Annotated in this window: 13 protein-coding genes and 2 pseudogenes; 8 read left to right on the top strand and 7 right to left on the bottom strand. The window is 40.8% G+C overall.

Annotated features, from left to right (window positions below; genetic code table 11):
- Window positions 1–79 precede the first annotated feature (79 nt).
- The 4 genes and pseudogenes from PSE7429_RS27690 to PSE7429_RS26125 form a co-directional block, all read right to left on the bottom strand.
- Window positions 80–918 (bottom strand): annotated as a pseudogene (locus PSE7429_RS27690) (NF041680 family putative transposase); the annotation flags it as partial.
- Between the two features lie 23 nt (window positions 919–941).
- Window positions 942–1,626: pseudogene (locus PSE7429_RS24065) on the bottom strand (IS1 family transposase).
- A 36-nt stretch (window positions 1,627–1,662) separates the two neighbouring features.
- Window positions 1,663–1,788, bottom strand: coding sequence for a hypothetical protein (locus tag PSE7429_RS27500; RefSeq protein WP_009624990.1), 126 nt, complete (start codon window positions 1,786–1,788; stop codon window positions 1,663–1,665).
- A 661-nt stretch (window positions 1,789–2,449) separates the two neighbouring features.
- Entirely contained in the window at window positions 2,450–2,623 is a 174-nt protein-coding gene (locus PSE7429_RS26125; protein WP_009624989.1) for a hypothetical protein, read from the bottom strand.
- Window positions 2,624–3,068: 445 nt separating this feature from the next.
- Here PSE7429_RS26125 and PSE7429_RS00150 point away from each other — a divergent pair, with 445 nt between their 5' ends.
- The 8 genes from PSE7429_RS00150 (at window position 3,069) to PSE7429_RS00115 (ending at window position 13,726) form a co-directional block, all read left to right on the top strand.
- Window positions 3,069–6,152, top strand: a complete 3,084-nt coding sequence (locus PSE7429_RS00150; protein WP_009624988.1) for a DUF499 domain-containing protein — start codon at window positions 3,069–3,071, stop codon at window positions 6,150–6,152.
- Window positions 6,152–6,883: a DUF3780 domain-containing protein gene (locus PSE7429_RS00145; RefSeq protein ID WP_009624987.1), complete on the top strand. Its 732-nt coding sequence runs from the start codon at window positions 6,152–6,154 to the stop codon at window positions 6,881–6,883. The genes PSE7429_RS00150 and PSE7429_RS00145 overlap by 1 nt, the downstream gene beginning before the upstream one ends.
- 18 nt (window positions 6,884–6,901) lie before the next feature.
- A complete protein-coding gene (locus tag PSE7429_RS00140) occupies window positions 6,902–7,672 on the top strand; it encodes an ATP-binding protein (protein WP_009624986.1) in 771 nt (256 codons plus the stop codon).
- Window positions 7,673–7,810: 138 nt separating this feature from the next.
- On the top strand, window positions 7,811–8,158 hold the full coding sequence (locus PSE7429_RS00135; protein ID WP_009624985.1) for an STAS-like domain-containing protein: 348 nt from the start codon (window positions 7,811–7,813) through the stop codon (window positions 8,156–8,158).
- A gap of 2 nt (window positions 8,159–8,160) precedes the next feature.
- Window positions 8,161–8,835, top strand: a complete 675-nt coding sequence (locus PSE7429_RS00130) for a hypothetical protein (RefSeq protein ID WP_009624984.1) — start codon at window positions 8,161–8,163, stop codon at window positions 8,833–8,835.
- Between the two features lie 175 nt (window positions 8,836–9,010).
- Complete coding sequence (locus PSE7429_RS00125) at window positions 9,011–10,126, top strand: ImmA/IrrE family metallo-endopeptidase (protein ID WP_009624983.1); 1,116 nt, start codon at window positions 9,011–9,013, stop codon at window positions 10,124–10,126.
- A 40-nt stretch (window positions 10,127–10,166) separates the two neighbouring features.
- Window positions 10,167–10,745, top strand: coding sequence for a hypothetical protein (locus PSE7429_RS00120; RefSeq protein WP_144052463.1), 579 nt, complete (start codon window positions 10,167–10,169; stop codon window positions 10,743–10,745).
- Between the two features lie 89 nt (window positions 10,746–10,834).
- Window positions 10,835–13,726: an anti-phage-associated DUF1156 domain-containing protein gene (locus PSE7429_RS00115; protein WP_009624981.1), complete on the top strand. Its 2,892-nt coding sequence runs from the start codon at window positions 10,835–10,837 to the stop codon at window positions 13,724–13,726.
- 11 nt (window positions 13,727–13,737) lie between these two features.
- On the opposite strand, the gene PSE7429_RS00110 is transcribed toward PSE7429_RS00115, so the two are convergent.
- Genes PSE7429_RS00110 through PSE7429_RS00100 form a run of 3 tightly spaced genes read right to left on the bottom strand, consistent with a single transcriptional unit; the run spans window position 13,738 to window position 15,663 of the window.
- A complete protein-coding gene (locus PSE7429_RS00110; protein WP_052017618.1) occupies window positions 13,738–14,247 on the bottom strand; it encodes a hypothetical protein in 510 nt (169 codons plus the stop codon).
- Window positions 14,232–14,840, bottom strand: coding sequence for a hypothetical protein (locus PSE7429_RS23145; RefSeq protein ID WP_009624979.1), 609 nt, complete (start codon window positions 14,838–14,840; stop codon window positions 14,232–14,234). The genes PSE7429_RS00110 and PSE7429_RS23145 overlap by 16 nt, the downstream gene beginning before the upstream one ends.
- Window positions 14,830–15,663 (bottom strand): TIGR04255 family protein, encoded by an 834-nt coding sequence (locus tag PSE7429_RS00100; RefSeq protein WP_009624978.1) that lies wholly within the window; start codon window positions 15,661–15,663, stop codon window positions 14,830–14,832. Before PSE7429_RS00100 ends, PSE7429_RS23145 begins: the two co-directional genes overlap by 11 nt.
- Window positions 15,664–15,803: the final 140 nt, after the last annotated feature.

Here is a 15,803-nt window from a genome sequence, read left to right as displayed (position 1 = left end):
AGAAAAAGAGCAGGAAAAAGTAACTCAGAGAATAAAGAACTGAGGAAATCTAAGAGAATGAAAACGAGAATATTGAGGGTTAGGAATTAAGGTTGTCTTTGTTGACCTTTTTGGGACGAGAAACCCGTTTTTTGATGATAGGAAAGCGAGGAAAAGGAGAACGCTTACGCCCAGATTTCCAACCAAGGGACTTACCACGAGGTTTCGGAGAACAAGCAGGAGAGCCGATCCTGACTAAAAGTGCGGCAAAGCCCTGAGCGACTCGACCAAAGGAGAGATTGGTTTGGGGTTTCTGCCAAGGTAAAGGACTATCAATAACCAGTTGACGGGCTAACCACAATTGCCAAGACAATAGAGGCATAAGATCGCTCCAACGCAAAGCCTGTTGAGGAGTCAACAAAATGAGGCAGAGTCCAATGTAAACGTTGTTTGGCAAAGCGATTCCAATGGTCGATAGCAAAACGACGTAAGTACAAACGCCAAATCTGGACTAAAGATGGCATCTGCTCTCCCACCCAAGCTAACCACAAACCAGAGCAATGGGGATGGGTGACTCGAATAACTTGGAAATGGCGTTGGGCAGCTTTTTAAAGTGTAAATCAGACCATTGCTGGATTTGCACCTGTCCGACTGTCTCATCTTCTAAGCTAAAAGTTGCCGATGGGTCTCCCCAACTATCAGCATTGGCAAGTTGGAATTTATCCCCATGCTTGCGGGGACGACCACAGCCTCTATAGGGTGCAGGAGCTTTGTATAAGCATCGGTTAGGACGTAGACGCAGCAGTAAGTCTGCGGGAATATCCTCGGTCAAAATTCATAAAAGGCCGCACTACCATATTCACTGTCATAGGTGGCGATCGGTCTTACAGACAAGTCTCGACATACTTGCCTCAGTTGGAATGCACCTCTTTGGGCTGGGCGTTGCACAAATGAAAGATGAATCAAGCAAAGGTAGTAAATGATTTGTACTTAAGATAGTGAATTAACAAACGAATTGAATACCTCAACATTCTTCCGATTTTGAATAACATAAAGTTTCTGTGTAATCTGGCTAAATAATGTCTAAGTCTTGTGTTTCACCCTCAACTCTTGTCATGTAGGTCTTGCTGATAATTTGATCCTCCGAGTTGATAAACATTTTTGTAGACGCAGTAGCCATCAGTAACCCAGAAATAGCATTGCCAAACTTTAATCAATGCCCACAAGTTTTTAAAGGTTTGGCTACTCCTATCCCCTAATACCCAAGCCAATATGCCTTGACTAAAATGATTCACCGCAGTCCATAGCCAAATCAAGTTTTTTTTGACCCAACAAAGGTCTGGAGTTCATCTAGTTCACCCACATCAGGAATAGTTTCGATGGGGGGATGCTCTGGTAATTGTTGAGCTGCTTGCTTAACCCAGTTGATCACCGAGTTATGACTAACATCGGTACATCTCTCAATTTGTCTAAATCCCATGCCGTTGCAGTACATTTTTAGGCATATCTTTTGACATCTTGCGAATATCCAAGCACTGAGTAGTTATCAATGAACTGACGACCGCAATCAGCACAAATATGATTTTGTTTGTCTCCTCGTTTCCCATTTTTACGAATATGTGTTGAACCACACTTTGGACATTTCATTGTTTTCATTGCTAAAACTCGTTATCTTTTATTTACTCATTCATCTCTCATTTGTGCAACGCCGGTTAATACTGCATCCATCAGGTCAAATATTGCATCCCGTCCGTTTCCTAAAAATCTATATACCTGTTGACGAAATTCTTGTAGTTTGTCAATAATCATGACTGTAGATGTCCTTTTTCTTTTTCATCTACTTTAGGCAGTTTGTATCTCTTTTACTCTGCCTTTTTTTCCTTTTTTAGTCTAAACTCCAGTTATTGTCCGACAAGCAACATAGCTTGCTCCACATCCCACACATCCCTCAAACGGCGCAAACTCGTTCGCAAAAAGTTACGACTAATATACAGAACGCCTACAGGAGAGTCTAGCTAATCTCTATTAGAAGTCTATTTATAGACTACTGATGGTCTACTCAAAATTTATGATTAATCTACGAAAAGTCTACTGACACTCTACGCAGGGACTACTAATAGTCTACAAAAGACTACACAAAGCCTATCAACAATCAATCAAAAATCTACTGAAAGTCAACAAATAGTTATCACTAAAACTAACAAAAAACTACAGATTGCTATCCAAGGTCTACAGGGAGTCTACAAAGAATTTATCAAGGTCTATAGGGAGTCTACAAAGAATCTATGAACTCCCTATAACTTTTTGCGAAAGAGTTTGCGCTGTTTCAGGGGACATCTCCTTTGGCTTTCCCCGCAAAAAAAATCAAGTTTTTTTGCGGGGAAAGCCAAAGGAGATGTATGGCAGTGAAGAGAAGTTAGTTAGGTTAGGTCAGGTGTCCGCTTATTCCGTGATAGTCCTGTTAGTGAGATTAGGCAATATTTTCAATGGTTGGCTGACAGAGGTTATTTGGTTGTTCGTCGTGCGGATGATGCTCTGGAATTTTCTGTGAATTAGCGATCGCCTTTGCCAGACTGATTTTAGATTGGTTGCTAGTGAGTCCCAATTTTGTCTGTTTGCTATCCCAAAGTTGTCCCAAAATCATTCCAGCTTTGTCCCAAAGTTGTACTCAAGTTTTACCAGAGTTGTACTGACCGATACTATCTCTACAACGAGTTTGCGTGCTTTGAGGTATGTGTAAAACTCCTCGCGAGCTATGTTGCTTGTCGGACAAAAAATTGCACTACCGTTTGTTTTTTATCCAACAGCAACATGACGCTTGCCAAAAGGGGACACCCCCTTTGGATACCCCCATCACAAATTTGGTAATAACTTGGGACGAAGAAACCTCTTGAATATAGACGCGCTTGTACCTGAAACATGCGTTGAAAGACTTTGATCCTAAAATCATAAAAAATCAAAAATACTACAGGTTATCTCCTTACATGACTTGATAGTATTACTGGGTTTAAGCTAAAAAATATCTGATACAGTGCATATAGCACTTGATTAGCTCTTCTTAGTCATGAAGACACAACCATAACTAAACTATGAAAACTCTCAGACAAGCCTGTAAACCGAGACAAAGTGTTTTCGATCGCTCCAAACAAGATACGGCTCTTGACCTTAAAAAATTATTGGATGGGCGTATCGACCCAGAAGTTTTTTTTAAAGAAAACTACGTCACGAAGGGGATGCAGTCACTTCTAGAGGGAGCTTTTCAGCGTTTTACAGGATTTTCTGATAATGGCATTTTCTTACTAAAGCAATCAATGGGCGGAGGAAAGACCCACAGCATGATTGCTTTAGGGTTGCTATCTAAATACCCAGAGATTAGAAATGCTGTATTAGGCAGTCTGTATAAGGTCAATTTCGGTGCGGTGCGTGTTGTTGGTTTTACTGGCAGAGAATCGGATTCTCCGTTAGGTGTTTGGGGGGCGATCGCTGAACAGCTTGGCAAAAAAGAAGTTTTTAATGACTATTACTCACCATTGCAAGCCCCTGGGCAAACGGCTTGGATTAATTTACTCAAAGGAGAGCCATTATTAATATTGCTTGATGAGTTACCTCCCTATTTTCAAGGGGCAAAAGCAAAGCAAATTGGAAACACCGATTTGTCCTATGTGACATTGCAAGCATTGGCAAATTTGTTTGTGGCTGTTGGTTCGGAAGAACTAAAAAACGTTTGTATCGTTATTTCCGATCTGAATGCTACCTATGAAGATGCCAGCGAACAAATTAATAAAGCATTACAAACATTAGCGGCTGAGGTGGGACGTGGGGCTGTCCAACTTGAGCCAGTGGGGATGAATACGGATGAGATTTACCATATTCTCAGACAGCGTTTATTTGAGACGCTACCCGATCGCGCCGATATTTTAAAGATTGCTCAAGCCTATTCTCAGTCTGTTCGCGATGCGAAGCAAATGGATATTACTAATGCTTCCCCTGAAAAGTTTATTTCGCAAATCCAAGAGTCCTATCCTTTTCACTTTGGAATTCGGGATTTATATGCAAGGTTTCGCCAAAATATAGGATTTCAGCAAACTCGCGGCTTAATCAAACTGATGCGGGCAGTGGTGGCAAATTTATATGGTGAAGAGCAAAATAAAGCAGATCGTCAGTATCTTATCCATGCCCATGATATTGACCTTAACGATAGTTGGGTTGTTCAAGAAGTTCAGAATATTAATAACACGCTTTCTGAAGCGATATCTCATGACATAGCCTCTAATGGCAGCGCGATCGCAGAAATTCTAGATTCACACTTGGGTAGTACCGATGCTCAAGATGCTTGTAAGTTAATTTATGTGGCTTCCTTAGCTAACGTCCCGAATGCCATTTTGGGTTTAACTTTGCCTGAAATTATTTCCTTTCTTTGTACCCCAGGGCGGGAATTATCACGCCTGCCTAAAGAAGTTTTGGGGACACTAGCGACAAAAGCTTGGTATTTGCACACAGATAACGAGGGCAAGCTTTATTTTCAAAAAAACCAGAATTTAGTTGCGACCTTAAGCAGCTACACAGATTCTTTTCGAGGCGAAGCTTCACGGAAAGAATTAAGGCAGTTTCTATCTCATGCGTTTACGCCAATTTCTAGCTCACTCAAAGATTGTTACCAACAGGTTTTAACTTTTCCGTCCTTAGATGAAATTAAGCTAGTTGTCGATAAAGTCACTTTGGTGATCGTTGAACCCCATCAAGGTGGCTTAAGCCCTGATTTAAAGAAATTTTACGAAGATCTGGATTACAAGAATCGCATTCTATTTCTTACAGGAAACCGTGACACAATGGAGGCTTTGTGGCAAAATGCGGCAGAACTCAAGGCAATTCGCTATATCTTGGCAGAGATGAAGTCCAAGAAATTGTCAGATAGCGATCCACAGGTGACAGGAGCAAAGGACTTAGAAGGCAAAATCTTATTTGCTTTACTCAGTGCGATGCGTGAGACATTTTCGACTTTGCACTATCCTTCGAGTGAGGGCTTGTTGAGCGCGGATTTTGTGATGAGCTTTGCGGATAATGAATACAACGGCGAGAAACAAATCAGAGATACCCTAATCAGCAAGCAAAAGTTTACTGAAGATATTGCCAGTGAAACATTTCGGAAAAAGTGTGAAGTGCGCCTGTTCACTCAAAAAAATATGCTGTGGACAGAGATAAAGCGTCGTGCTGCCACACTGACCCAATGGCAATGGCATCGTCCTGATGCTCTTGATAGGCTCAAAGAAGATCTTCTCAATAAAGATCAATGGCGCGAATCAGGAGGCTATGTAGAAAAGCCGCCTTTCCCAAAGCCAGATACAGCCGTTCAAGTATCCCTATTGCAACGTAATGATGAGACGGGGGAGGCAACTTTACGCATTAATGCCATTCATGGCGATGTCATATATTACGAAGTTGGCGGCAAGGCAACTACGGCTTCGTTGGTGGTGGATAACCCCAAACAATTTAAAACTAGTGAGATGGAAATCTCTTTTCTTTGTGTGGACTCCAAGGGAGAGCATCAGACGGGAGAAGAACAGAAATGGCGCAATACGATTACCATCAAGTCTCGCGAGTATCAGCAGGGCAATGACAAAATGGTGGAGATTCAATCCGCGCCCGCTGCCCAAATTCGCTACAGTACCGATGGCTCTGACCCTAAACAAAATGGTGGTTTGTATGATGCACCGTTTGTGGTGCCGAGAGGAACGGTATTAGTATTGGCTATTGCCGAGAAAAATGGCATCGTGTCTGATGTCCATCAACGTAAAATCAGTACATCTAGTAATCCTAAGCAGGTTGAAATCGATCGCACTAAGCCTGTGATGCTAGAGCGATCGCAAAACTATGTCACTAAGCAAGAGTCCTTTGAATTTTTAAATCGTTTGAAAAAATTTCAAGGTAAGGCTGTAGGGATGCGGGTCGAAATTCAAGAAAGTGCAAACCGTTGGTTAGACTTTTCGACAGCATCGGATTTACAGATCAGTGCGGAACAGCTAGAAGCAGTAATTACCAATCTGCGATCGCTACTGCCTAATGGTGAAATCACGATCACATCTGAGTCCCTAAGTTTTGAAACAGGACAAACTTTGCTGGACTGGGTGACGGATACTAAAACTGAATTGCGTCCCGATGAGGTAAAGCAATAATGACTGTCATGACTAATGCCAAAAGCAAAGCCCAAAGTAAAGTAAAAATTGAAGGATTCGGCTTTATCCCTGCGGAGTCTGAGCATCATTTCTTAGTAACGATCACCAATAACAAAAAAGACGATGTACTAATTAGCGAGCATCTTACATGGGATGAAAATGCTAATAAACGCGAACTCAGCTTTGCTTTGGGGCAGAATGACAACAAAATGCGTGTAATTTTAAATCGGCAAAAGTGGGATGCGATCGCCGATCCTGTCAAAGCAGAATTTAATTACCGCTTAAAACGCTCTGAACAAAAAACAGGACAATGGAAAACAGGACAGATTCCTGTCTCTAGGCTATTTGGTAAGGAGTTAGTCCTATTGGCATGGGCGATCGAGGATGCTGACCCTGGGCTAATTTCGACTGCGATCCGTAATTGGCTAGGGCTAACCCCTGAAGAGCGTTGGTGGCTATTTACGATGACCAATGCGGCGACAGGTCATGCCATCACTGGACGCGCTAAGGGTTGGCGCAAGGCGATAAGATTTGCTTTGACCGAAAATCCTGTCTCTGACTCTACTTATTATGATGAAAGGTTTAATTTGCCGATTTTTCAGGCAAGTGAACCACCCGTATATATTGCAAACACAAGCTTTCAGCCAGATAAGTTAGACAGTAAAAGTGATGTCTCTAGCGAGAATGTGAATAAGGGCGATCGCAAACCTCGTGCTAAGGGAAATAAGTAACCAAATTCATCTGTATTTATGACAACTTGTCTTTCAATTCCCAAAATTTGGAATGCTTCTGAGGACTACAACAAGCTTTTTAAGTTGTGGGAGCAAATTTGTAAATCACCTTTAGATGAAGATTTTGAATTAGAGTTCAAAAATTGTAAATTTTTAGGACATAACGGTGTTGCTTTTCTTGGTGGGATTGCTCACTTTATTCAGCACCGTGGCGGCAGAGTTACTTTTTTATGGGATACCGTTGCACCAAGTATAAAAATGAATTTAGCTCAGAATGGCTTTTTATACTGTTTTGGTGAAAGCCAAGAACCTTGGTATGGGAACTCTGTACCCTATCGTAGCGATTGTCATCATGACAAACCTGAAATTATGGAGTATCTTTTAGAAAAGTGGCTAGGCAAAGGTTGGCTCAACATAAGTACACCTTTACAAAATGCTATCGCAGGAAAAGTCGCAGAAATTTACGGTAATGCTTTTGAGCATAGTCATTCGCAAATTGGTGTATTTAGCTGTGGGCAGTATTATCCCGCAAAAAATTGTTTAGATCTCTCGGTAGTTGACTTTGGTGTTGGTATTGCTGAAAAAGTTAGGACATTGACGGAAAATAAAAAATTTTCCTCTGAAGAAGCTTTATTTTGGGCGCTTGCTTATGGCAACAGTACAGTTAGAGGTGTATCTAGGGGCTTAGGGCTAAATTTGCTTCAAGAATTCATACAGTGTAATAAGGGTACTCTCAGAATCTTTAGTAATGACGGTTACGTCAAGATCGAAGATAATAAAGTTATATAAAAAACAAAAAATTAATTTTTTAGGGACATTGATCAATATCACCATACGGTGTGATGAACTCTATTACTGTTTAGACTCTGAGATATGAGATGCAGACAGTATCAGCTTTTAGAATATTTTTAAGTTGGGAGAAGGGCTATGCTTTTCAAGGTATATGAGATTACAGGTAAGTTTGCCACTGATTCTGATAGTGGTCAAAAACTATATGATTTGATTCATCCCTACTTGATTAGGGGTGAAGCTGTGCAGTTAGACTTCACTGATGTTACAGTTTTTGCCTCTGCATTTTTTAACTATGCGATCGGCGCACTTTTACGCGATATCACTTTAGATGACCTAAATCATTTGTTGACTTTTAAGAATTTTCCTAACACAGGGATGAGTGATCTAAAGAGAGTTATCACCCGTGCCAAGCAATACTACTCAGATGCTCAGTATCAAAAAGCTATAGATGCTGTAATTGAAGAGTATGCGGCTAGTTGTTAGCTATGACGATAACTCTCAATGTCCAAGCAGATGTAGTTGATATTAACTCTGACACCCCACAGCCAAGTGATATTTTTTTGGTAGATACCAACATTTGGCTGTGGCAAACATATTCTAGATATTCTGTCCCGAACCTTGCACAATCAGCTCTCTCTTTAAGCAGTTCTCAGGATTTACGAAGATTACAAAGAAAAATAGCTAAATATCTTACCTACATTAAAAAAGCAAGTATTACTGGTGCAATACTTGTTTATTCAGAGCTAATGCTTTCAGAACTAGCTCATGTTATAGAGACCACAGAATTTAAAATATACCAAAGTAGAAATAATTTAGCTCAACTAACCCTTAAAGAGTATCGTAACAACTTCCCTACTGAAAGATCTGATGTTGTTGATGAAGTACAGTCAGTGTGGAGGCAAGTAGAACAGTTTGCCGTTCCAGCTAACTTGATGGTAAATAACCAAGTAGCTCAATCCGCTTTAACAAGATTTGAGACTCAATCACTTGATGGCTACGATCTATTTATTATTGAGGCTATTAACCGCGCAGGGGCAGGACAGGTTCGTATTATTACAGACGATCAAGATTACGTGACTGTAAATAATATTCAAGTCTTTACGGCTAATGGTAATGCTATCTCGAATGCTAGAAGGCTTAATAAGCTACTGGTAAGATGATATCCAGAAATTAAATCTAGTAAATAACTACATCTAGTGTCTCAAGCTAACGTAAGCCGCTATATCTATGGGTTACGCATTTTTAATAAAAATGTCATAATAAAAGGCTAACCTAAAGCCTAACGTAACTCTAGATTTAGTTGACAAAAGCCTTAGATCGCTTTGGAGGTGAACTATGACAAAAACTGAAGTCAGACCTGAAACCATCGATCTTAAAGCCTTGTTTAGCCGAATGAATGCGCTGGGTTTCCCAAAAGATTTTGTAAGTAGCACCCTGTTACCTAGCTGGTGGTGTGAAGAATTTGAACAAACTAAAGGTGCTGTAGTTGAAGCAGCAGCCTATATTTCACGTCGGACTAGCTTAGACTTTCGTGCCTTGCTCTCGACTGATGAATTAGTCACTTTGCCAGAAACGGTGCGACATAAATATAAATTGCGTGAAGGGACACAAAAAGCTGAACTGAAACCTGCTCAAGCGATCGCCGATCGAGTTGCAGAAGTAGTTTCTTATGCTTGCATTCAACCAGTCAAAAATATTGAAGGACTGACAGCCCAAGAGATTCGGACTGAGATTTTAGAAAATTATCCTTGCGTCACTCTTGAAAGCTTAATTGATTTTTGCTGGAAAAATGGCGTTCCTGTAGTGCATCTCAACCATTTCCCAAAACGTCCACGCATCAAGAAGTCTGAAGAACCATGTGAGCCACAACCTAAACAGAAAAAGTTTGACGGGATGGTGGGATATTTTCGAGCTAATTTAGAGCAGACGATTAATCGTCCTGTGATTGCGATCGGCAAAAATGAAAAAAGTCATGCTTGGCTGTCATTCATCTTGGCGCATGAAATTGGGCATATTGTCTGCGGTCACGTCAGAGAAGAGTCAATTATTGATGAAAAAATTACGCCCGAACCTAGTGACGATCCGCAGGAAGTAGAAGCAGATGAGTTTGCGATCACCCTTTTATTTGGGCGCAAAAATGCCAGCTATTACAGTCTCAAAAATCTGAATGCTCCAGCTTTGACTCAATATGCCCAGAGTTATGCTGAGGCTGATAGTGTTGATGCTGGGGCAGTTGTATTAAACCATTCTTGGTACAAGGCTCATATTGCTAAAGATAACGAAGAAAAAGCAATAGCTTGGAAGATTGCCAGAGCATCTCTTAAAACCATAGAAAAACTGTCAAATGCCCCTGCTTATATCAATAGATATTTAGTCGATAATTTGGATTGGGAAAATCTAAGCGATGATACACAGGAGTTTTTAGAACGGATGACAGGGATCGAGGTCTAGCATTTTGGGGATTACCTGCTTTATCGATAACGATGTCATTTTGAAATTAGTTACTTGTGATTTGTTTGATGAGGCGATCGTCGCTTTTGAGATTGACAGATCAAATATCCATGTTCTAGAAACCGCTAGATTTTCTTTTAGAAGTGGCAAAACCAAGAAAAATTATTCTGAAGCAGTAATCGAAAAGGCGATCGCCATTATCAAAGATTTTCATACTGTGGAGGCACAGGCTGATAACCCACTTTTTGAGCTTAAAATCCCCGATATGGATGATGAGTTAAAGCTAATTGTGGCAGCAAGTGCCGAACCTTCCTTTTATTTTGCAACGGGAGATAAACGCTGTCTTCGGGCTTTAACTGGTATTAACGAGTTGGCAACGATGCGCGAAGAACTAAGCGGTCGGGTCATTTGTCTCGAACAAATAATCACGAAAATCATTCAAGTGTATGGTTTTGAGTTTGTAAAGCAGAAAATTGTCCCTGCTAGAAGTTGTGATAAGGTTTTGCAAGCAGCTTTTGGATCGGGAGAAAAGTCTGAAGAGCATAATGCTTTAGGGGCTTTAAACGCCTATATTAACGAAATTGAGCAAAAATGTCCCTCTCTTCTATCAAAAGCATAATCACAATATAAAATTAGTCTAATATTGCTTTGTTCCTGCAAAAATTTCACCATCTTTCCTTATCATCAACAAATTTTCAGAGTAATATCGTGCGTTCATTCATTGAAGTTCAATTTCCTATTTCCAAGCTCTCTAAGGAATCTTACAAAGAGCGCAAATCTAACTATTCGCAGACCCTAACGGGCTTAGGGAAATGGTGGGGACGCAAGCCATTGATTTTAGTACGGGCAACGATTTTGGGGTTGCTATTACCTGCAACTGACGACCCGCAACGCGATCGCGAAATCTTTCTCAAGCTGTTGATGATGGATGAGGAGGGGCTATGGCTACGGAAAACTAAGGCAATTTCGCTCAAAGAGATGTGGGAGCGCTTGACCGCAAAAGAGCGTCAGGAATGGTTTGCGGAGGAGGGGAAATTAAAAGCGCAAATAACAAAAGATGATCGCGAAGCTTTACAGAAATTGGTATTTAGCAAGCTCTCCTATGATGAGAAGTTGGTTTATTGCGATCGCCCTGAACAGATGGAAAATCTGTCAGAGTCAGCATGGCAAGCGATTAACGATCATTTGGGGACGAGTGCGACTAACCTCAGTGAATTTGTACAACAGCTAGGGGTGAAGCGGTTTGGGCATATTCCCCGTGTGGGCGATGCTTTTTGTGGTGGGGGTAGCATTCCCTTTGAGGCGGCGCGAATTGGTTGTGAAGCCTATGGCTCAGACCTAAATCCTGTAGCGGCTTTGTTGACATGGGCGGCGTTAAATATTGTCGGTGGTGGTGAGGAAGTAGCGGAGCAAGTACGCACGGCGCAAAAGTCGGTGTATGAAGCGGTGGATCGGCAAATTATAGAATGGGGAATTGAGCATAATCATTTGGGTTGGCGTGCGGATGCTTATCTCTATTGTGTGGGAACGGTTTGTCCTGAATGTGGCTGGAAAGTACCGCTTGCGCCAAGTTGGGTGATTGGCGAGAAGACTAAATGTGTGGCGAAATTAGTTCCTGTTGCCATAGAAAGTGAAGAGAGTGGATATTTTCAAATGGATATCAAATCGGGAGTATCTGATACCGAAATGGAGGCGGCTAAGAAAGCAGGGACGGTGAAGGATTCTAAATTAAGCTGTCCACATTGCCATCAAGAAACACCGATAACGATGATCAGGGGTGATAGGAAATCGGCAGATAAATCAAGTGCCTACGGGTTGCGGATGTGGAAAAATGACGACCTTGTACCGCGTGCTGAGGATGTGTTGCAAGAGAGGCTCTATTGCATTCGCTGGGTAGAGACTTACATTGATGAGAAGGGTAAGGAGAAAACGCGCCGCCATTATCGCGCCCCTGATACTGAGGATTTGCAGCGAGAAGCGAGGGTTTTAGAACTTCTCAAAGAGAGGTTTAGGGATTGGCAAGATCGGGGTTATATTCCTAGTCGGAAAATTGAAGGCGGTTATAACACCGATCAGCCTATTCGTGAAAGAGGCTGGACACATTGGCATCATCTCTTTAATCCAAGACAGTTGTTAATGAATGGAACATTTTCAGAAACTATTGAAAGATTATCAGAGAACAATACAGACTATATTAGTTGCCTTTTAAATGTTGGAAGGTGTGCTGATTGGAACTCTCGTCTTGCTAGATGGATTGCTGATTCTACAAAGGAGAATGGCGCACAAACCTTTAGTAATCAAGCATTAAATACACTATTCAACTATTACACACGTTCTCTCACACTATTAAAAACTAGCTTTCTAGTTGATTTATCTGCCAGTGATGTTAAGGGAGATAATCAGACAATTACTAGCGATTCTAGACAGAGAGAAAGTTGTGTAGATTTATGGATCACAGATCCACCCTATGCCGATGCAATCAACTATCATGAACTCTCAGAATTTTTCTTAGCGTGGTACGAACAACATATTAAGAAACTATTTCCCGACTGGTACACCGACTCAAAACGCGCATTAGCCATCACAGGCAAAGACTCACACTTCCGAGAAAGCATGAGCGAATGCTATCGCAACCTCGCCAACAATATGCCCGAAGACGGAATGCAAGTCGTCATGTTTACCCATCAAGATGCCAGCGTCTGGGCAGACCTTGCCCTCATCCTCTGGGCATCAGGACTCAGAGTTACCGCCGCATGGTGCATCGCCACCGAAACCGACTCTGCGCTCAAAGCAGGAAATTATGTACAGGGGACAGTCCTACTCATCCTTCGCAAACAAACCAGCGATGAAACCGCCTTTCTCGATGAGATTTATCCTAAAGTCGAACTCGAAGTCAAACGCCAACTCGATGAAATGTTGCGCCTAGAAGACAAAGAAGAACCAAACTTTGGTGACACCGACTATCAACTCGCCGCCTACGCCGCCGCCCTACGCGTCCTCACCCAATATCAAAATATCGAAGATATCGATATTCAATACGAGCTATCCAAAACCCGCAAAAAAGGCGACAAATCCCCCATCGTGGAAATTATCGATAATGCCGTCAAAATCGCCTGTGATTACCTCGTCCCCGCCAGCTTCGATAGCTTCATCTGGAAAAGCCTCACCCCCGAAGAACGCTTCTATCTCAAAGGCTTAGACATCGAAAGTCATGGTGAATATCGCTCAGGTGCATACCAAGAACTAGCACGCGGCTTTGGACTCAAAGACTATAAATTTTGCCTAGAAACCAGCAAAGCCAACGAAAACCGCCTCAAAACTGCCACCGAATTTGCTAATAAAAATCTTGGTGACTTAGGATTCGGCTCATCCCTCACCCGCACAGCCCTCTATGCCATCCGCGAAGTCGTCGCCACCGAAGACGCGCAAAAAGGCAAAATGCTCTTGCGTAGCGAAATCAAAGACTATTGGAACCAACGCAAACTGATCATCGAAATCCTCAAATATCTAGGCACAATGGAATATAAAATCCCCCATTGGCAACAGGATGCAAAAGCCGCGATGCTTTTGGCGGGTGCGGTGGACAATGACAATGTGTAATTACGCAAATGCTAATCCAATCCATCTGGCTTTATCTCCCATCCATGAGCCAGAAGATACTCATCAGCCAACCGTGCTAACCTTTGCTGCAATCTTTTAAAAACCTTATCATTAGAATATTCTGGCGATGGTTCTATACGAGCATGAGCCTTGTTTTCTAGTTTGGGTCGATGAATAACATCAATCTTATACAAAGCAGTAACATTCCCCTTAGCATCACCACTACTCAAATCATCAATAGCTCTCACATTGCCAGCAATTAACCCAATTACCCCATCAGTATCGAATAACTGGGTTTTAGTTGGATCATTTTCATGCAGACAAGCTCTGTCAACCGAAGGTTTTAAACCACGATCGGCAAATGCCAACCTACTAAAGTTTACTTTGCCTTCGGATGATTTTGTATAATATTCGTTAGTGCCAGAACTACACGCAAGTATTCTCCTGTAGAGCAACTCTTCATCGCCTACAAGAGATACTTCAAGCTCACAGTCTAATTTAGCTTCTAGTTGCTTATCCACTTCCACAGGCTGATTAAATCACGTTCATTAATAGCAACAGAGCCATCTTCCATTTCTTCATCAATATCAGCGCCCCAAACTTTCATATATTCAATGTTTGAGCCTAGGATATCAAAATCTAATTTCTTACTATTGTGCCACCATTCCAGTAAAATTTCAGAACTAAATCCAACATTAATAAGGGGTAAACCCCACCACAAACCAGTTGTTTGAGATATCTCAAACAAATTAGCAAGTAATTTAAAAGTAGTATGAAGAGTTCTTGTGTCAACCTGATGAGAAAGTTTTTGTAATCGAATTTCTGAAAGATTAAGTTCAGGAAATTTAGTTAAAATATTATCTCCATCATTTGAGCTAGCCTCTCTTTCTGTATAAGTATAAGAGGCTACAGATAGACTGTTATAAATAGCTTCTGGGATTGTTGAAATCGAACCTACTAATTTATTTTTATTGATATGCTTACGACGTTTACTACCACTACGATGTTGCTTTGATTCAATAAAAATACTAGGAGATTGAATAGCAAATAGAGATTGCCCATCAACATTTGTGATAATAAAGTTAGTAGAACTATTTAAAATTTTAGTTGTCATTATTTTTAATCCATACTAAGTTTTGCATATCTATATTTGTTAAATCAACAAAACTTTGAACTACCCAATCATGAGCGAGATTAAACCAATCCAAAGATTTATCAAGTGAGGTTTGATTACTATCAATACCACGTACTGTTATATCCATTAAAAATTTTGGTTCTTGATTATCAATACCCTTTAAAGTTTTTATATTGACATGAACTCTTCCTTGATTATCAGGAAGTAAAAAAGTTGCATTCCAGTTTATAAACTCTGGATTAAGTAAAAATCTATCTTGATTCTTACGCCAAGTAATATCAGGGAAAATTTGACCTATATCAGTTAATTTACGATCTCCTATACCTGTTGAAATGATATTTACATATACAATTTCATATTGTAGAGGCTGAATTTCACCAAGCTTTTCTCTAGCTAAAAATTCTTTAAAAGTATGTAGATGTTGTTTGAAAATCTGTACAACTGTATCAAACATTGGATATTCATCATCTGGACTTACTTTTCTCCAGTTATGAAGAAATCGATTGCGCTGTATTTGAATAATTCTATCTTTTTGATTCCGTAAAAACCAAATTCTAGGCAGTGGCGGAGTATCAGAAAATTCAAATCCAGTAACTATTTCTGATTCAGAAAAGGTTTCAATTTTAACTTCTAATTCTGGCTGTTCTTGGCAAATAGGGTATTCTGACTTAAATTCCTCCCACAGTAAGCCAAAATGTGGCACGAGCAAACCTTTAAGTTCATTAAAAACAATGCCACAAGCCACTTCTACAACTGGCGGTTTTTTAAAATGAATTTGAGATGAGGTCTTTAGATCTGCCACGTCTTTTAACTAAGCTCTAAATGATCGTTACTTATAGGGAGTCACGAAAATAATGTCAATATGTACCAAGAGTATATGTCAAAAGCACACAGACATTTAACAAATCTTGAATGCTGTCGTTTGTATCCCACTGTCTGTCA

Origin of the sequence: Pseudanabaena biceps PCC 7429, assembly GCF_000332215.1 — a bacterium.
GTDB lineage: Bacteria > Cyanobacteriota > Cyanobacteriia > Pseudanabaenales > Pseudanabaenaceae > Pseudanabaena > Pseudanabaena biceps.
This window is presented reverse-complemented; position numbering and strand designations above follow the sequence as displayed.